The 18,161-nt window shown below is 68.0% G+C and carries 11 protein-coding genes; 10 read left to right on the top strand and 1 reads right to left on the bottom strand.

What is annotated here, in order from left to right:
- Nucleotides 1-142: 142 nt before the first annotated feature.
- The 10 genes from O7631_RS14625 to mmsB all read left to right on the top strand — a co-directional run bounded on the left by O7631_RS14625 (nt 143) and on the right by mmsB (nt 15,620).
- Nucleotides 143-1,681: a sugar ABC transporter ATP-binding protein gene (locus tag O7631_RS14625; protein ID WP_278144713.1), complete on the top strand. Its 1,539-nt coding sequence runs from the start codon at nt 143-145 to the stop codon at nt 1,679-1,681.
- On the top strand, nt 1,678-2,748 hold the full coding sequence (locus tag O7631_RS14630) for an ABC transporter permease (protein WP_278144714.1): 1,071 nt from the start codon (nt 1,678-1,680) through the stop codon (nt 2,746-2,748). The genes O7631_RS14625 and O7631_RS14630 overlap by 4 nt, the downstream gene beginning before the upstream one ends.
- Nucleotides 2,745-3,734 (top strand): galactofuranose ABC transporter, permease protein YjfF, encoded by a 990-nt coding sequence (gene yjfF / locus O7631_RS14635; protein ID WP_145784528.1) that lies wholly within the window; start codon nt 2,745-2,747, stop codon nt 3,732-3,734. The genes O7631_RS14630 and yjfF overlap by 4 nt, the downstream gene beginning before the upstream one ends.
- 26 nt (nt 3,735-3,760) lie before the next feature.
- Entirely contained in the window at nt 3,761-5,263 is a 1,503-nt protein-coding gene (gene araA / locus O7631_RS14640) for an L-arabinose isomerase (protein ID WP_088990628.1), read from the top strand.
- Nucleotides 5,264-5,845: 582 nt separating this feature from the next.
- Complete coding sequence (locus O7631_RS14645) at nt 5,846-7,963, top strand: RICIN domain-containing protein (RefSeq protein ID WP_278144715.1); 2,118 nt, start codon at nt 5,846-5,848, stop codon at nt 7,961-7,963.
- Nucleotides 7,964-8,375: 412 nt separating this feature from the next.
- Nucleotides 8,376-9,362, top strand: coding sequence for a LacI family DNA-binding transcriptional regulator (locus O7631_RS14650; protein ID WP_269680204.1), 987 nt, complete (start codon nt 8,376-8,378; stop codon nt 9,360-9,362).
- Nucleotides 9,363-9,683: 321 nt separating this feature from the next.
- The gene (locus tag O7631_RS14655; RefSeq protein WP_278144716.1) at nt 9,684-11,339 is read left to right on the top strand and encodes a ricin-type beta-trefoil lectin domain protein; all 1,656 of its coding nucleotides are present in this window, start codon (nt 9,684-9,686) and stop codon (nt 11,337-11,339) included.
- A 272-nt stretch (nt 11,340-11,611) separates the two neighbouring features.
- A complete protein-coding gene (gene chvE / locus O7631_RS14660; protein ID WP_278144717.1) occupies nt 11,612-12,754 on the top strand; it encodes a multiple monosaccharide ABC transporter substrate-binding protein in 1,143 nt (380 codons plus the stop codon).
- Nucleotides 12,755-12,834: 80 nt separating this feature from the next.
- Nucleotides 12,835-14,373 carry a multiple monosaccharide ABC transporter ATP-binding protein gene (mmsA, locus tag O7631_RS14665; RefSeq protein WP_278144718.1) on the top strand — a complete coding sequence of 513 codons (1,539 nt, stop codon included), beginning with the start codon at nt 12,835-12,837 and terminating at the stop codon, nt 14,371-14,373.
- Entirely contained in the window at nt 14,370-15,620 is a 1,251-nt protein-coding gene (gene mmsB / locus O7631_RS14670; RefSeq protein ID WP_088990622.1) for a multiple monosaccharide ABC transporter permease, read from the top strand. The genes mmsA and mmsB overlap by 4 nt, the downstream gene beginning before the upstream one ends.
- A 1,055-nt stretch (nt 15,621-16,675) precedes the next feature.
- On the opposite strand, the gene O7631_RS14675 is transcribed toward mmsB, so the two are convergent.
- Nucleotides 16,676-18,052, bottom strand: a complete 1,377-nt coding sequence (locus O7631_RS14675) for a DNRLRE domain-containing protein (protein ID WP_278144719.1) — start codon at nt 18,050-18,052, stop codon at nt 16,676-16,678.
- Nucleotides 18,053-18,161: the final 109 nt, after the last annotated feature.

Here is an 18,161-nt window from a genome sequence, read left to right on the forward strand (position 1 = left end):
GCCCCGCCGCGTCGTTCCCTTACCCGCAACGGACCGGGCATGGCCCGCGACCACCCCGTGCCACGCCCGCCCGGATGACCGGGCGGGCGCACGGGAGCGCAGCGGCCCTTCCGTGTCGACGACCCAGAAGAGGTCTGATGGGATGACGGATAGCCGTCCGGTCCTGACGATGACCGGGATCAGCAAGTCCTTCCCCGGGGTGCGCGCACTCCACGACGTCAATTTCCGGCTTTTCCCCGGCGAGGTGCACGCCCTGATGGGCGAGAACGGCGCCGGCAAGTCCACCCTCATCAAGGTGCTGACCGGCGTCTACGACACCGACGGCGGCACGATCACCCTCGACGGCCAGCAGGTGTCCTTCAGCGGACCGATGCAGGCGACCGCCGCCGGGGTGAGCACGGTCTTCCAGGAGGTCAACCTCTGCACCAACCTGTCGGTGGCGGAGAACATCTTCATCGGCCGTGAGCCCCGGCTCCTCGGCGCCGTCCGCTGGGGAGAGGTCCGCCGCCGGGCCCGGGCGCTGCTGACCCGCCTCGACCTCGATCTCGACGTCAGCGCGCCACTGGGCTCGTACTCTCTGGCGATCCAGCAGATGGTCGCCATCGCCCGCGCGATCGACATCAAGGCGCGGGTGCTGATCCTTGACGAGCCGACGTCCAGCCTCGACGCCGGTGAGGTGGCGCAACTGTTCCGCATCATGCGGCAACTGCGCGACGAGGGCATCGCGATCCTGTTCGTGACCCACTTCCTCGACCAGGTCTACGAGATCGCCGACCGGATCACCGTGCTGCGCAACGGTGGTCTCGTCGGCGAGTACCAGACCGCCGAGCTGCCCCAGCTCTCCCTCGTCGAGAAGATGATCGGCAAGGAGCTCGACGTCCTCGAGGGCATCGAGGAGCACTCCCGGCGGGACCTGGCCGCCGTGGAGGAGGGCACCCCTCTGGTGTCGGTGTCGGAGTTCGCCCGGAAGGGCGCTGTGGAGCCGTTCAGCCTCACCATCCACGCCGGTGAGGTGGTGGGCCTGGCCGGACTGCTCGGCTCCGGTCGTACCGAGGTGGCCCGGTTGTTGTTCGGCGCCGACAAGACCGACGGTGGTCAGGTCACCGTCGACGGCACGGCGAGCAGCCTGCGTACCCCCGCCCAGGCCATCGAGCAGGGCGTCGGTTTCTGTTCGGAGAACCGCCGTGCGGAGGGCATCGTCGCGGACCTGTCGGTCCGCGAGAACATGATCCTCGCCATGCAGGCCGCCCGTGGCTGGCTGCGACCGATCCCGCGCCGCCGTCAGGACGAGCTGGTCGACAAGTACATCAAGGCGCTCAGCATCCGGCCCGCGGACCCGGAGGTGCCGGTCCGCAACCTGTCCGGCGGCAACCAGCAGAAGGTGTTGCTGGCCCGGTGGCTGATCACCGAGCCACGGCTGTTGATCCTCGACGAACCGACGCGGGGCATCGACATCGGCGCGAAGACCGAGATCCAGAAGCTGGTGACCCAGTTGTCCGACGGCGGGATGGCGGTGCTGTTCATCTCCGCCGAGCTGGAGGAGGTGCTGCGTCTCAGCCACAAGGTCGCGGTCATGCGGGACCGGCAGATGGTCGCCCAGTTCGCCAACGACGAGAGCCTGGACGCCGACCGCATCATGCAAACCATTGCCAGTGGGTCCCTCCAGGAGGCAGACCGATGAGCGCCACCATGGGCCGCTACCGGGCGGTGACCGGTCACCGGCTGTTCTGGCCCGCCGCCGTGCTGGTCGTCATGCTCGCCGCGAACACGATCTACCGCCCCGGGTTCCTGTCCATCGAGCTCAAGGACGGGCACCTGTACGGTACGCCGATCGACATCCTGCGCCTGAGCGCCCCGTTGATCCTCGTCGCGCTGGGCATGACGCTCGTCATCTCGACCGGGGGCATCGACCTGTCGGTCGGCTCGCTCTGCGCGATCAGCGGCGCGATCGCCTGCATGTACATCAGCAAGCAGCCCGACCAGAACAGCCTCACGGTGGTGCTGACCGCGTTGGCGTTGGCGTTGGCGATCTCACTGGTGCTCGGCGCCTGGAACGGGGTGCTCGTGGCCGTGATCGGGATTCAACCGATCATCGCCACGCTGATCCTCATGGTGGCGGGTCGTGGCCTCGCCCAGCTGATCACCCAGGGTCAGATCATCACCATCAACTCGGAGCCGTTCCGGGCGATCGGGCTGGGCCACCTGCTGACCCTGCCGCTGGCCATCTTCATCGCCCTCGCCGCGGCGCTCGTCGTCGCCGGATTCACCCGCCGCACCGCCCTCGGCATGATCGTCGAATCGGTGGGCGGTAACGCGGAGGCGAGTCGACTCGCCGGCATCCGTTCCGGCCGGGTCATCTTCCTCGCGTACGTGATCAGCGCCGCCTGCGCCGCGGTCGCCGGCTTCATGATGACGGCCAACGTGTCGAGTGCCGACGGCAACGCGGTCGGTCTCTGGGTGGAGTTGGACGCCATCCTCGCTGTCGTCATCGGCGGCACGTCCCTCGCGGGAGGCCGGTTCTTCCTCAGCGGCACGATCCTCGGCGCGCTGATCATCCAGACCCTGACCACCACCGTGTACGCCATGGACATCTCGCCGCAGACCTCGCTGCTGTTCAAGGCGGTCGTGGTCATCGTCGTCTGCCTCGTCCAGGCACCGGCCTTCCGGGCCAAGTTCGCTCGCCGTCGACGCGACCTACCGCCGCCCACCACAGTTGCCGACAAGCCGAAGGAGCAGGTGCCGGCATGACCACTGGATCGCTCACCGCTGGGCGTACCCGGTTCCGGCTGCCACGGCGGCAGATACCGGTCCTGGCCACGCTTGCCCTGCTGCTGGTCATGTACGGCATCGGCGTGTCCCAGTACACGGCGTTCTCGAACGTCCAGGTCATCTTCAACGTGTTCATCGACAACAGCTTCCTGCTGGTGGTCGCGATCGGGATGACCTTCGTGATCCTCACCGGGGGTATCGACCTGTCGGTCGGTTCGGTCGTCGCGATGACGGCGATGGTGTCGGCGTGGCTGCTCCAGGAGGGTCTGCCGGCGGCGCTGGTGCTCGTCATCGCCCTGCTCATCGGGCCGACCCTCGGTCTGCTGATGGGCTGCGTCATCCACTTCTTCGAGATCCAGCCGTTCATCGTCACGCTCGCCGGGATGTTCTTCGCCCGGGGCATGTGCACGTTCATCTCCGACTCGTCCATCCCGATCACCGACGGGTTCTGGACCAGGATGTCGCAGGAGCGCATCGGCGATCCCCGGGGCAACTTCGTGTCGATCAGCGTCCTGATCGCCTTCGTCGTGGTCGCCGTCGCCGCGTACACGCTGGCCTACACCCGGCTCGGCCGCAACGTGTACGCCATCGGCGGAAACCCCCAGTCGGCACTGCTGATGGGTCTGCCGGTGGGGCGGACCCGGATCGCGGTCTACACGATCAGTGGTCTGTGCTCGGCGATCGGCGGGATCCTGCTGTCCTTCTACACCCTGTCCGGCGCGCCGTTGATCGCGGTGGGCATGGAGTTGGACGTCATCGCCGCCGTCGTCATCGGTGGCACGGTGCTCACCGGGGGCGGCGGCTACGCCTTCGGCACTGTGCTCGGCGTGCTCGTCCTGGGCGTGATCCAGACCCTGATCACCTTCGATGGAAGCCTGAACTCCTGGTGGACCAAGATCGTGATCGGCGGCCTGCTGTTCGCGTTCATCCTCCTTCAGCGCCTCATCGGAATCCGTTACAAGTGACCGTTCCTCTCCTGGAAGGCAACCCCATGGCACCACACAACGCACCCGAGATCTGGTTCCTCACCGGCAGCCAAGGCATGTACGGCGAGGAGACGCTCCGGCAGGTCGCCGAGCAGTCTCGCCAGATCGCGGCCGCGCTCGACGACTCGCCGCAGATTCCCGCCCGGGTGGTCTGGAAGCCCGTCCTGACCAACAGCGGTGAGATCCTGCAGGTCTGCCGGGACGCCGCCGCCCAGGGCGCCATCGGGGTCATCGCGTGGATGCACACCTTCTCGCCGGCGAAGATGTGGATCTCCGGGCTCGACGCGTTGCAGACGCCGTTGCTGCACCTGCACACGCAGGCCAACGTCCTGTTGCCGTGGAACGACATCGACATGGACTTCATGAACCTGAACCAGGCCGCCCACGGCGACCGTGAGTTCGGGTACATCCAGACCCGTCTCGGTGTGGCCCGCAAGACGGTCGCCGGGCACGTCAGCGACCCGCGGGTGAGTGCCCGGGTCGGTGCGTGGGCCCGCGCCGCGCTGGGCTGGTCGGCGATGCGGTCGCTGCGCCTGGCCCGCTTCGGCGACAACATGCGCGACGTGGCGGTGACCGAGGGCGACAAGGTCGAGGCGGAGCTGCGGTTCGGGGTGTCGGTCAACACCTACGGTGTCAACGACCTGGTCGAGGTGGTCGGTCAGGTCACCGACGCGCAGGTCGACGACCTCGTCAAGGAGTACGAGGACACGTACCGCGTCGCCGCGGAGCTGCTGTCCGGTGGTGAGCGGCACGACTCCTTGCGGTACGCGGCCCGGCTGGAGCTGGGCATGCGGGCCTTCCTGGACGAGGGTGGCTTCCGGGCCTTCACGACGAACTTCGAGGACCTCGGTGGCCTGCGTCAGCTGCCCGGTATCGCCGTGCAGCGACTGATGGCCGACGGTTACGGCTTCGGCGGCGAGGGGGACTGGAAGACCTCGGTGCTGGTCCGGACCCTCAAGGCGATGTCGGTGGGTGTGGACGGCGGCACGTCGTTCATGGAGGACTACACCTACGACCTCACCCCGGGCGAGGAGCTGGTGCTCGGCGCCCACATGCTGGAGGTCTGCCCGACGATCGCGTCCGACACGCCGAACGCGGAGATCCACCCGCTGAGCATCGGCGGGCGGGAGGACCCGGTCCGGCTCGTCTTCGACGCGGCACCCGGCCCGGCGGTCGTGCTCGGCCTGGCCGACATGGGGGAGCGCTTCCGGCTGGTCGCCAACGAGATCGACGTGGTCACCCCGCCGCAACCGCTGCGCCGGTTGCCGGTGGCCCGCGCCGTCTGGCGCCCGCGACCGGACCTGCCCGCCTCGGCCGAGGCGTGGATCACCGCCGGCGCACCGCACCACACGGTGCTGTCCCAGGCGGTGGGGGTGGAGGAGTTGCACGACCTGGCCGAGATGAGCCGTACCGAGCTGGTCGTCATCGACGCCGACACCCAGACCCGCCGCTTCGCCGACGAGCTGCGCTGGAACCAGGCCTACTACCGGCTGGCCCGCGGCTTCTGAGCCCTGCCGCCGGGGCGTGATCGACCCGGGCCCTCGACGGTCCGGGTCGATCACGCCCCTGCTCTTCCGCACCACCTGCCCGGCCCCGAACACACGGGGGTTGATCCACTCGGCTTCCCTGAAGACGCGGTATCCGCCCGGCGCGGAGGCCCGACATCAATAGACCCGAGTGGATCACGATCTCGCGCCCTCCTTGCGCCCGGCGGGCTTCTCGCGCCCCAACGGGCTCCGTCCGCTCTCCTCGCGCCCCGGCGGGCTCCCGTCCGCCCCCTTCTCGCGCTCCGGCTGCGGATTCCGCCCGCCCTCCTCGCGCCCTTCGGCGGCCCGTCCGTCCGCTCGCTCGCCCTTGCATGTTTCAGCTTGACTACGGTCTTGTTATCGATAACAGTAAGCATCAACAGAGTTCGATTCCTGCGCCGTACCGGCTCTGATCCGCGCGCCTCCCCGTCGAGGTCGAACGATCTCCGGGACGTGGCGGAGGGTGCTGTTAGCGATCACATCAGCGGGTCTGGCCAGCGGGCCGACCAGCGATGCGGATGCCGGCGGAGAACGTCCGGCACCTCGGGCCAGCTAAGGAGGATCATGATTTCCACGGGACAGGTTCCACGGGGAGCGGCGCGCCGGCGCGGGAGGTTGTCACTACTCGCGGCCTCGGTGGCGGTGGTGATCGGGGCGGCTCTCGCCGCCGTCGCCCCGTCACCGGCCTCGGCGGCGACAGTGGACACCAGCGCCTGGTACGTGTTGGTCAACCGCAACAGCGGCAAGGCCTTGGACGTGTACAACCTGGCGACGAACGACGGTGCCCGGATCACCCAGTGGACCCGGAACAACGGCAACCAGCAGCAGTGGCAGTTCGTCGACTCCGGCGGCGGCTACTACCGGGTCAAGTCGCGGCTCTCCGGCAAGGTGCTCGACGTCTCGGGCTTCTCGACCGCCAACGGCGCGAGCGTCGTGCAGTGGAGCGACAACAACGGCACCAACCAGCAGTTCCGGTTGGCCGACTCCGACGGTGGCTACGTCCGGCTGATCAACCGGAACAGCAACAAGGTGATGGAGGTGCAGGGCGCCTCGACCGCCGACGGCGGAAACATCGTGCAGTACGACGACTGGAACGGCACCAACCAGCAGTGGCAGTTCGTCCGCGTCGGCGGGGGGACCGACCCCACCACTCCGCCGCCGACGACCCCGCCGCCGTCCAACGGCACGTTCTCGAACCCGGCCATCTGGCAGGACTTCGCCGACGTCGACATCATCCGGGTGGACAACGTCTACTACCTGACGTCGTCCACCATGCACTACTCGCCCGGTGCGCCGGTCCTGCGCTCGTACGACCTGGTGAACTGGGAGTTCGCCGGTCACGCCGTGCCCCGGCTCGACTTCGGCGCGAAGTACGACATGAGTGGCGGTAACGCGTACGTCGACGGGATCTGGGCGTCGACGTTGAACTACCGGCCGAGCAACCGGCAGTACTACTGGGCCGGGTGCATCGACTTCGCGCAGACCCACATCTACACCGCGTCCGCCGTCGACAGCACCTGGAGCAAGCACACCACCATCCCGAACTGCTACTACGATGCCGGCCTGCTGTTCGACGACAACGACACCCCGTACGTCGCGTACGGCAACGGCACCATCAGCGTCGCCCAGCTCTCCGCTGACGGGAAGTCCCAGGTCCGGGCCCAGCAGGTGTACCAGACGCCGTCGAGCATCGGCACGCTGGAAGGGGCCCGCTTCTACAAGCGCAACGGCGCCTACTACATCTGGCTCACCCGCCCGGCCAACGGCCAGTACGTGCTGAAGTCGACGAACGGCCCGTTCGGCCCGTACGAGCAGCGGCAGGTGCTTCTCAACCTGCCCGGTCCGATCTCGGGTGGCGGCGTGCCGCACCAGGGCGGGCTGGTGCAGACGCAGAACGGCGACTGGTACTACATGTCCTTCGTCGACGCGTACCCCGGTGGTCGGATGCCCGCCCTGGCGCCGATCACCTGGACCGGCGACGGTTGGCCGGTGCTGCAGACGGTCAACGGCGCGTGGGGAAGCACGTACCCGAAGCCGAACCTGCCCGCGCCGCCCCGGGCGGTCAAGCCGCTGACCGGCACCGACACGTTCGCCGGCACCACACTCGGCCCGCAGTGGGAGTGGAACCACAACCCCGACAACAGCAAGTGGTCGGTCAACAACGGGCTGAACCTGCAGACGGCCACCGTCACCGGTGATCTGTACAAGGCGCGCAACACGCTGACGCACCGCATCCAGGGCCCCACCTCGACAGCCACCATCGAGTTGGACTACTCCACGATGCGCGACGGTGACCGCACGGGTCTGGCGGTGCTGCGCAACTCGTCCGCCTGGATCGGAATCAGACGGGACAACGGGTCCACGCGACTGGTCATGCAGAACGGCCTGACGATGGACGGCAGTTGGAACACCACGAGCACCGGCAGCGAGGTGGCGAGCACCAGCGTCTCGGGTGGCCGGATCTGGTTGCGGGCCAACGCCGACATCAGACCGGGATCCGGTCGGCAGGCCCGCTTCTCGTACAGCACGGACGGGGTCAACTTCACCTCGTTCGGCAACGCCCTGACCCTGGCGAACAACTGGCAGTTCTTCATGGGCTACCGGTTCGCCATCTTCAACCACGCGACCCAGGCGCTCGGCGGCGCGGTCACCGTGCGCCGGTTCGACCTGACAACACCGTGACACCGCTCACACCACCGATGGTCTGACCAGCGGCGCTGGCAGACACGTGCCCGCCGGCACGTCGAGTCGGCGTCACCGCTGGTCCTCGCCGGCCTGCTCCGCGCTCTGTCCAGGGGCGCAGGGCAGGCCGGCGTGCCATCTCGTATCGACGGAGTACGACATTCGGTCGCGTACTCCAGGCGGGGGTTGGGATTGTGCGTCACTGCTGCGTTGCGCAGTCCACCGACAGGCATGCCGTGTTTGAGGCAGTGGCTGGCGTAGACTGTCGGCGATCCAGCGCTGGTCACCTGGGATTCAGCACCGGCGTGGTGGCTGAGCGAGGGGGATCGGGCCGGGCCGCTCCAGTCGACGTCGACGGGCCGCGGACCGGAGATGTAGCGGGGGGAGCGAAATGGCCGTCCACGGTCCCGCGATGACGGATGTTGCTCGTCTCGCCGGTGTCTCCCATCAGACGGTGTCGCGGGTGCTCAACGGGCACCCCAACGTCCGTGAGCAGACCCGGCTGCGTGTGCGGGCGGCGATCGCCGAGCTCGGCTACCGCCCCAACGGTGCGGCACGCGCGCTGGTGACCGGTCGATCCCAGGTCATCGGCGTCGTCGCGCAGAACACCACGCTCTACGGTCCGGCATCCCTGCTGGCAGCGTTGGAGCAGACCGCCGCCCAGGAGGGTTTCGCGGTCAGCGTCGGCAGCGTCCGCAACCTCGACCACCGGTCCATCTCGGCCGCCGTCGAGCGGCACCTGTCGCACCGGGTCGCCGGCATCGTGGTCATCGCGCCCGTCGAGTCGGCCGGTGAGGCGCTGGAGCGTCTGCCTAAGGACGTCCCGCTGGTCACCGTCGACGGTGACCCGAGCCGACCGGTGCCGTTGGTGACCGTCGACCAGGTGGCGGGCGCCCGTGCGGCGACCCAACATCTGCTCGACGCGGGGCACCGCACCGTCTGGCACGTCTCGGGGCCGTCCGACTGGTTCGACAGCGTCGGTCGGATCGACGGATGGCGGGAGGCGCTGCTGGCCGCCGGCCTGGTGCCGCCGCCGCTGATGCCGGGGGACTGGTCCGCGTCCTCCGGTTACCGGTGCGGGCAGATGTTGGCGCGGATGCCGGAGGTCACAGCGGTCTTCACCGCCAACGACCACCTCGCGTTGGGCGTGCTGCGGGCGTTGCACGAGTTCGGCCGACGGGTGCCCGACGACATCAGCGTGGTCGGCTTCGACGACGTGCCGGAGGCGGCGTACTTCATCCCGCCGCTGACCACCGTCCGTCCGGACTTCGACGCGGTCGCGCGGGCGAGTCTGCAGATGTTGCTGAGCCAGATCGAATCGGGCACCGGTGGCGCGTTGCGGCAGACGGTCGCCCCGACCCTGGTCGCCCGCGAGAGCGTCGCCCCACCGCGTCGCTGACCGCTGGGTCCGCCCCGTCGTCGACGACCGGGGCCACTCGTTCGTTGCTGACCGGGCCCACCGTGTCGCTGACGACTGGGTCCCACCGCGTTGTCGACCTGTGGGTCCGCGTCGCTCCGGTCGATAAGACCGCACTCAATCGCTATGCGATCTTGGCTATCGATGAGTGGCAATGCGAAGCGGTGAAGGTATTGAACCTCGTGAAATGTGACCGTAACATGATGGTCGTCTCTGTTAACGCTAACAACAATTGGCGTCCAGCTATCGGCCCATCGACCGGAGATCGTAGTCAGGGGCGGGCGCCACCGACAAGGAGGCTCGATGAACCGCATCACTCGAGGTCGACGCTGGGGGAGCGTACTGGCGGCCGGCCTGCTCGTAGCCGGCGCCCTGGTCGGCCTCCGCGCCCCTGCGGCGCAGGCGCTCGACAACGGCGTGGCGCGTACCCCGCCGATGGGTTGGAATTCGTGGAACTCGTTCGGTTGCAACATCAACGAGGCGCTGATCCGCAGCACGGCCGATGCGATCGTCAGCAGCGGGATGCGCGATCTGGGCTACGAGTACGTCGTGGTCGACGACTGCTGGTTCAACCCGAACCGGGACTCGTCCGGCAACATCCAGGGCGACCCGACCCGTTTCCCCAGCGGAATGAAGGCGCTCGGCGACTACCTGCACGCCCGGGGTCTGAAGTTCGGTCTCTACCAGGTGCCCGTCGACAAGACCTGCGCGCAGTACTTCGGCTCCTACCCCGGTGCCACCGGTAGCCGCGGTCACGAGGTGCAGGACGCCCGCCAGTTCGCCGCCTGGGGTGTCGACTTCCTGAAGTACGACTGGTGCTCGCCGGAGGGCAGCATCAACGACCAGGTGACCACCTTCGCCAAGATGCGGGACGCGCTGGCCGCCACCGGACGACCGATCGTCTACAGCATCAATCCCAACAGCATCCACGCCAAGACCGGCCCGCAGCGCAACTGGGGCGACGTGGCCAACATGTGGCGCACCACCGAGGACATCACCAACGCGTGGGACACCGGCCAGACCAACGGCTACCCGATGGGCATCCAGAACATCATCAACGTGACCGTTCCGTTGGCCTCCTACGCGCGCCCGGGTGGGTTCAACGACCCGGACATGATGGAGGTCGGTCGTGGCGGCATGAACGACACGGAGATGCGCAGCCACTTCGCGATGTGGGCGATCATGGCGTCGCCGCTGATCGCCGGCAACGACGTCCGGAACATGAACGCCGCGACGCAGACCATCCTCAAGAACGCCAACCTGATCGCGATCAACCAGGACTCCCTCGGGTTGCAGGGGACGCAGGTGTCGTTCGACGGTACGCGTCGGGTGCTGGCCAAGCGCCTCGCCAACGGTGACGTCGCCGTCGCCCTGTTCAACCAGGGTGGCTCGACGACGACGATCTCCACCACGGCCGCGGCCATCGGCAAGTCCGGCTCGTCGTTCACCCTGGTGGACGCGTGGACCAATGGCACCAGCTCCAGCAGCGGCACGATCAGCGCCAGCGTCCCCGCGCACGGCACTGTCGTCTACCGGGTCAGCGGTGGCGGGACGACCCCGCCGACGACGCCGCCGCCGACCACGTCGAGCGCGTACGCCAGCGCCGCCTCCAACCGCTGCCTGGACGTGCCGAACAGCAACACCGCCAACGGCACCCAGCCGGTCATCTGGGACTGCAACGGCCAGGCCAACCAGCGCTGGACGCGTAACGGTCAGACCCTCCAGTCCCTCGGCAAGTGCCTGGACGCACCGTCGAACGCGGCGGCCGGCTCCAAGGTGCAGATCTGGGACTGCAACGGCGGGACCAACCAGCAGTGGAACATCAACGCCAACGGGACGATCAGCAACGTCCAGTCCGGGCTCTGCCTGGACGTCAACAACAACGGCACGGCCAACGGCACCACGGTGATCCTGTGGAACTGCACCGCGGCGGCCAACCAGCGGTGGTCGCAGCGGTAGCTCACTGAACCGCCGCTTCTGTCGGTGCCCGTGGACGACTAACGTCGTCCGCGGGCATCGGCGTGTGGAGCGTCGGACCGACCCGGAGAGTTGCCGCACCCTCACTCCTGGTCGATTGACCGCATGGCTACGCTCGCCTGGATGCTCCGTTACGAGACCGTGACACCGGTATTTCGGAGTAGGTGTTGACGCAACCTATGTGAGCGCTAACACTACCCGAAAGATGACAGTTGCCCCGGCAGTCGGCGGGGGAGTCCAGAGAGGAGAACCCCGTGCGCAGGAAATTCCTGGTTGCTCTCGGCAGCGCGGCGCTGGCGCTGAGCCTTGCGGCATGCAGTGGCGAGGGAGCGGGCAGCGGCGGCGACAAGAGCGGCGAGAAGCCCAGCGACCTGACCATCGGCGTCTCGATGCCGACCCAGACCTCCGAGCGGTGGATCGCCGACGGCAACGCGGTGAAGTCCAAGCTCGAGGCCAAGGGCTACAAGGTCGACCTCCAGTACGCCGGCGACGACATCCCCACGCAGTCGCAGCAGGTCGACCAGATGATCACCCAGGGTGCGGACGTCCTGGTGATCGCTGCGATCGACGGCACGGCGCTCAACAGCCAGCTGCAGGCCGCCGCGGCCGCGAAGATCCCGGTCATCTCGTACGACCGGCTGATCCGCGGCAGCAAGGACGTCGACTTCTACGTCAGCTTCGACAACTACAAGGTCGGCGTCGCCCAGGGCACCGCCCTGCTCGTCGGTCTCGGCCTGCTGAACAAGGACGGCTCGAAGGGCACGGCCAAGGGCCCGCTGAACGTCGAGCTCTTCGCCGGTTCGCTGGACGACAACAACACCCAGTACTTCTACGGCGGTGCGATGGACACGCTGAAGCCGTTCATCGAGGACGGCACGCTTGTCGTCAAGTCCAAGCAGACCACCCCCGAGCAGATCGCCACCCTGCGGTGGCAGCAGGAGACCGCGCAGAAGCGGATGGAGAACCTGCTGACCTCCAGCTACAACGACGGCTCGAAGGTCGACGGTGTGCTGTCCCCGTACGACGGCATCTCCCGGGGCATCATCACCGCCCTGCAGAACGCCGGCTACGGCACCGGCGCGAAGAAGCTCCCGGTCGTCACCGGCCAGGACGCGGAGATCGCCTCGATCAAGCTGATCAACGACGGCGTGCAGAACTCCACCGTCTTCAAGGACACCCGACTGCTCGCCGAGCAGGCCGTCAACGCGTCCGAGGCGTTCCTGCAGAAGAAGCAGCCGCAGGCCAACGACACCCAGACGTACAACAACGGCGTCAAGGTCGTCCCGGCGTACCTGCTGCCGATCGCCACGGTCTACAAGGACGACATCAAGGCCACGCTGATCGACTCGGGCTACTGGACGGCGGAAGAGGTCGCCGCCGGCCAGGCCAAGAAGTAAAGCCACTCGTCGGGCCCGGCGGTCTCCGCCGGGCCCGACGCCGTGGCGTACCGCGTCCGACCTGACAGAGGACAGTGACAATGGACGACACCATCCTTGAGATGCGCCGCATCACGAAGACCTTCCCCGGCGTGACCGCGCTGGAGGACGTCACCCTCGCCGTCCGTCGCGGGGAGATCCACGCCATCTGCGGGGAGAACGGCGCCGGCAAGTCAACCCTGATGAAGGTGCTGTCCGGCGTCCACCCGTCCGGCTCGTACGACGGTGAGATCCTCTTCGACGGCAAGCCGATGCAGTTCCGGGGCATCCGCGACAGCGAGGCCAACGGCATCGTCATCATCCACCAGGAACTCGCCCTGGTGCCGTACCTGTCGATCGCCGAGAACATCTACCTCGGCAACGAGCGGCGTGGCCGCAGCGGGCTCATCGACTGGAACCTGGCCAACGCCGAGGCGGCAAAGCTGCTGGCGTCCGTCGGACTGCACGAGAACCCCGTCACCCCGGTCATCCAGCTCGGCGTCGGCAAGCAGCAGCTGGTGGAGATCGCCAAGGCGCTGTCGAAGCAGGTGAAGCTGCTCATCCTCGACGAGCCGACCGCCGCGCTCAACGACATCGACTCCGCTCACCTGCTCGACCTGCTGCGGGCACTGCGCGACCAGGGCATCACCTGCATCATGATCTCGCACAAGCTCAACGAGATCATGGCCATCGCCGACGCGACGACCGTCATCCGGGACGGACGCACGGTTGAGACCCTCGACATGAAGTCCGACGACGTGACCCAGCAGCGGATCATCCGGGGCATGGTCGGGCGTGACCTGGACAGCTTCTACCCCGACCGTGAGTCGTCCCCCGGCGAGGAGGTCCTCCGCATCGAGGACTGGACGGCGCGGCACCCGGTCCAGGACCGGATGGTCGTCGAGGGCGTCAACCTGTCCGTGCGCGCCGGTGAGGTCGTCGGCATCGCGGGTCTGATGGGCGCCGGGCGCACCGAGCTGGCGATGAGCGTGTTCGGTCGGTCGTACGGGCGTGACATCAACGGCCGACTGTTCGTACGCGGGAAAGAGGTGCAGGCGCGTACCGTCGCCGAGGCCATCGACAACGGCATCGCGTACGTCACCGAGGACCGCAAGCACTACGGCCTCAACCTCATCGACGACGTGCGGCGCAACGTGTCCGCCGCCGCGCTGGACCGCCTGTCCCGGTTGGGCTGGGTGAACGGCAACGAGGAGATCAAGGTCGCCGAGGCGAGCCGCCAGGAGATGAACATCCGGACGCCCAGCGTCATGGCGGTGGTCGGCAAGCTCTCCGGCGGCAACCAGCAGAAGGTCGTGCTGTCGAAGTGGCTGTTCACCGACCCGGACGTGCTGATCCTGGACGAACCCACCCGGGGGATCGACGTCGGGGCCAAGTACGAGATCTACACGATCATCAACCGGCTGGTGGCCGCCGGCAAGGCAGTGATCGTCATCTCCTCCGAGCTGCCGGAGCTGCTCGGGATGTGCGACCGCATCTACACCCTCGCCGCCGGCCGGATCACCGGTGAGATGCCGGTGGCCGAGGCGACTCAGGAGAGCCTCATGGAGCTGATGACCAAGGACAAGGAGCTCGTCGGATGACCGACATCAAGACCCCCTCGACGGAGCGCCCGACGCCCCCGGACAGCGCGCCCGCCGCCGCCCTGCACAGCGGGACGAGCGACCTACGCGCGTTGGTGTTGAACAACCTGAGGCAGAGCGGGATCTACGTCGCCCTGGTCGTCATCGTCGGGCTCTTCGCGATCCTGACCGACGGGGTGCTGTTGAGCCCCGGCAACATCACCAACATCGTCCTCCAGTACTCGTACATCCTGGTGCTCGCGATCGGGATGGTCATCCTGATCATCGGCGGCCACATCGACCTGTCGGTCGGATCGGTCGTCGCGCTGACCGGAGCGGTCTCCGCCGTCCTGGTGATCCAGCAGGGTCACCCCTGGTGGATCGGCGTTCTGGCGGCACTCGCCGTCGGCATCGCGGTCGGCGCGTGGCACGGCTTCTGGGTGGCGTACGCCGGCATTCCGGCGTTCATCGTGACCCTGGCGGGCATGCTGCTGTTCCGGGGCCTCACCCTGCGGGTGCTCGACAACATCTCGCTGTCGCCGTTCCCGGCCGAATACCAGAAGGTCGCGGCGGGCTTCCTCAACGGCCTGCTCGGCGGAAACGGCTTCGACGCCTTCACCTTGCTGATCGGCGCAGTCGCGGTGGCCGGCTACGCGGTGAGTGGTTTCCGCACCCGTGTGGCGCGCATCCGCTACCAGCAGCACGTGGAGTCGTTCCCGCTGTTCGTCGCCCGGGTCGTGCTGGTCGGCGCGGTCATCATGTACTTCGCCTGGCAGCTGGCCCACGCCCGTGGTCTGCCGATCGTGCTGATCATCCTCGCGGTCCTCGTGCTGGTCTACGGCCTGGTCACCCGGCGTACCGTCTTCGGTCGCCAGGTCTACGCGATCGGCGGGAACCTGTCGGCGGCGGCGCTGTCCGGGGTGAAGGTCCGGACCGTCAACTTCTGGATGTTCGTCAACATGGGCTTCCTGGCCGCCGTGGCCGGTGTCATCTACTCCTCGCGGTCCAACGGCGCCCAACCCGCCGCCGGCAACATGTTCGAGCTGGACGCGATCGCCGCGGCCTTCATCGGCGGCGCGGCGGTGACCGGTGGCGTCGGCACCGTGGTGGGCGCGATGGTCGGTGGTCTGATCATGGCGGTGATGAGCAACGGCATGCAGCTGATGGGCATCGACCAGTCGACCCAGTCGGTGGTGAAGGGCCTCGTCCTGCTCGTCGCTGTCGCCTTCGACGTCTACAACAAGCGTCGGGCCGGTACGGCCCGCTGACGCCTGACCGTCCGCACGTGTGCCCCTGCCCGCTCCGCGGGCGGGGGCACACGTCGCTTGGCGGGGTGCCGTCCCTTGCGGTGCCGTTCCTCCAGCGGTGCCGAGGCCGGCCGTCCGACCCGTTTCGACAGTGGGCGTCGCAGGCGGCCGGATGGCGGATGCTGGCCGCTGGGTACCGGAACCGGCTCGCCGGGCTCGGGTCCACCCTTCCCGGTACGGCGCTGTAGAGCTGCCCCACATATGGGCCGCGACCCCGCGACGAGCTCGACCGGGACCGGCCCTGCGGTGGTGTCGCCGTTGTCGCGCGTGCGGCCGGCACACCTTCGGTGTGGGTGACCTTTGCTGTGTGGCGGATGGTCCTGGTCCCCGTGGGGCGTCACGCCCGTCCGCTGGTCCGGGGACTGGCCCGTCGTGCGTTGTCCAGGGCTGGCCTGCCGTGCGGCCGTCTAGGGCTGGCCTGCCGTGCGGCCGTCTAGGGCTGGCCTGCCGTGGGTCCGTCCGGGGCGACCTACCGCGCGGCCGTCGGGCGACGTACCGCGCGGCCGTCGGGCCGACGTACCGCGCGGCCGTCGGGCCGACGTACCGTCCGGGTATCCGTGGACGGGCCCATCGTTTGGCCGTCAGGGGAGCGGTCGGTGTCGGTGGACGTCGCATTTTCCGTAGATCTTGGACAGTTTCCGTTTGCGCTGAACGGAAACTGTCCAAGATCTCGCCTTGGGTTGCGCGGATGACCGTAGTCGATTGGGCCGCTTCAGTTGGGTGCCTGGTATCTCCCTTTTCGGATTGACCGGCAGTTGAACCGCCGCCGCCCCATGTGTGGGGCAGCTCTACAGAGAGCCGCGCACGTCATGACCGCCGACCGCTACCCCGGTGCGGGACGCTCGCCGGGCTTCGGCGCAGGGGCTCGAGGTCATGCGGCCCGAGAGCCAGGGCCGCGGGCGTGCGCGTGGAGCGCGTGTGTGGGTGCGGCGTCCAGGGTCGGCGTGGGTCGTGGGTCGCGGGAGGGGCGGGAGGGGGTCCCGCTGCACCGCGAACGGTGCAGCGGGATCGCGCGGTCAGTGGCAGGTGCCGGTGCCGCTGTCGTTGTACGTCTGCCCGGCCACCGGCACGAACTGCCAGTCGTAGCTGCCGGAGTGCAGGGTGAACTTCAGGACCCCCCACGCCGAGCTGTTACGCGCCTCGCTGTTCGGCTGGATCGTGCCGAAGCCGTAGTGGCTCGCGCCACCCATGCCGGCGACGAAGCTGCGCAGACCCCGACTGGCGTCGGCGCCACCGGAGGGGTTCATCGGCGCGAACCGCTCGTACACGTGGTTGTGGCCCCACACCACGACGTCGGCGTTGTAGTCGTAGAGCGCCTGGTACAGCGGGCGCGTCGACGTCGACGGCGCGTGGTTGGAGCTGGACGTGAACAGTGGGTGGTGCCAGTACGCCAGCGTGCACGGCTTGCTGGTGGCAGCCAGGTCGGCACGCAGCCACTGCTCCTGCGTCGACCCCGCCGACATGCTGATGTTCGAGTTCAGCGACACGATGTGCCAGTTGCCGAGGTCGAACGAGTAGTAGCCGCGGCCGCTCGGGCCGGCGGACGTGCCGAAGTAGTTGTAGTAGCCGGTCGCGCCCGACGTGTTGTAGTCGTGGTTGCCCGGCGACGGGCGGGTGCGGCTCTTGTGCCGCCCCCAGGTGGGCTCGTAGTAGGTGCTGAACTGCGATGCGGTGCCACTGTCGTAGACGTTGTCGCCGGTGGTGAAGACCGTGCCGGAGATGGTGTCGAGCAACGCGGCGGTGGCGCTGTCGCCGGAACCGGAGTCGGCGATGTCACCCGCGCCGACGAACACCGGATCGCCGGAGGGCGGGGTGGTGGTCCCGGTGGTGACCACCAGTTGCGGGGCGTCCGCGCCGCTTTCGCGGGTGTCGTAGTACGCGCCGTCACCGCTGGCGGAGGTCGTACCGAAGCTGTACGTGCCGTTGCCGGTCACCGCAGCGGTGACGTCGACCTCGTACCAGGTGTTGCCGCTGACCGCGCCGAGCGTGCCGAGCGTGGCGCCGTCGATGGCCGGCTGGTTGTTCCAGGTGGTACCCGTCTCCGACCAGGTCGTGTTGGACATCCGGCGGAACGTGCCACCGGTGTCGCTGCCACTGTTGCCGCTGATCGTGCGCAGCCGCAGCTTGGCGCTGGTCACCGTGCCGCTGACGCCGCTCACGGTGAAGCGTAGGAACGACCGCCGTACGGGGGAGTTGTCGACCACGATCTGCGTGGACGTGCCGTAGTTGGTGGAGGCCGTGTCGCTCTGGACGTAGGTGTCGGCGACCGGCGTGAACGTCACGCTCGCCGCCGACGCCGAGCCAACGCCGGTCACGACGACGGCGGCGGTCGCGGCGAGGACCACAGTGACCACCCCCAGCGTCACCGACGGACGGGGGAATCGAATGTCCATCCAGGACTCCTTCACATCGTGGGAAGAGCGCAAGGAATGTAGGAGAGTCGACGGTCCGAAGGGCCACTGTCGTATGAACAGTACGCTCAGGCAGTGAAACATCTCGATG

Source organism: Micromonospora sp. WMMD967 (genome assembly GCF_029626165.1).
Lineage (GTDB): Bacteria > Actinomycetota > Actinomycetes > Mycobacteriales > Micromonosporaceae > Micromonospora > Micromonospora taraxaci.

Excerpts from the sequence above, each read along its gene's own strand:
- yjfF (WP_145784528.1), top strand. The coding sequence starts at position 2,745 with ATGACCACTGGATCGCTCACCGCTGGGCGTACCCGGTTCCGGCTGCCA.
- mmsB (WP_088990622.1), top strand. The coding sequence starts at position 14,370 with ATGACCGACATCAAGACCCCCTCGACGGAGCGCCCGACGCCCCCGGAC.
- araA (WP_088990628.1), top strand. The coding sequence starts at position 3,761 with ATGGCACCACACAACGCACCCGAGATCTGGTTCCTCACCGGCAGCCAA.
- O7631_RS14650 (WP_269680204.1), top strand. The coding sequence starts at position 8,376 with ATGACGGATGTTGCTCGTCTCGCCGGTGTCTCCCATCAGACGGTGTCG.
- O7631_RS14645 (WP_278144715.1), top strand. The coding sequence starts at position 5,846 with ATGATTTCCACGGGACAGGTTCCACGGGGAGCGGCGCGCCGGCGCGGG.
- mmsA (WP_278144718.1), top strand. The coding sequence starts at position 12,835 with ATGGACGACACCATCCTTGAGATGCGCCGCATCACGAAGACCTTCCCC.
- O7631_RS14655 (WP_278144716.1), top strand. The coding sequence starts at position 9,684 with ATGAACCGCATCACTCGAGGTCGACGCTGGGGGAGCGTACTGGCGGCC.
- O7631_RS14625 (WP_278144713.1), top strand. The coding sequence starts at position 143 with ATGACGGATAGCCGTCCGGTCCTGACGATGACCGGGATCAGCAAGTCC.
- O7631_RS14630 (WP_278144714.1), top strand. The coding sequence starts at position 1,678 with ATGAGCGCCACCATGGGCCGCTACCGGGCGGTGACCGGTCACCGGCTG.
- O7631_RS14675 (WP_278144719.1), bottom strand. The coding sequence starts at position 18,052 with ATGGACATTCGATTCCCCCGTCCGTCGGTGACGCTGGGGGTGGTCACT.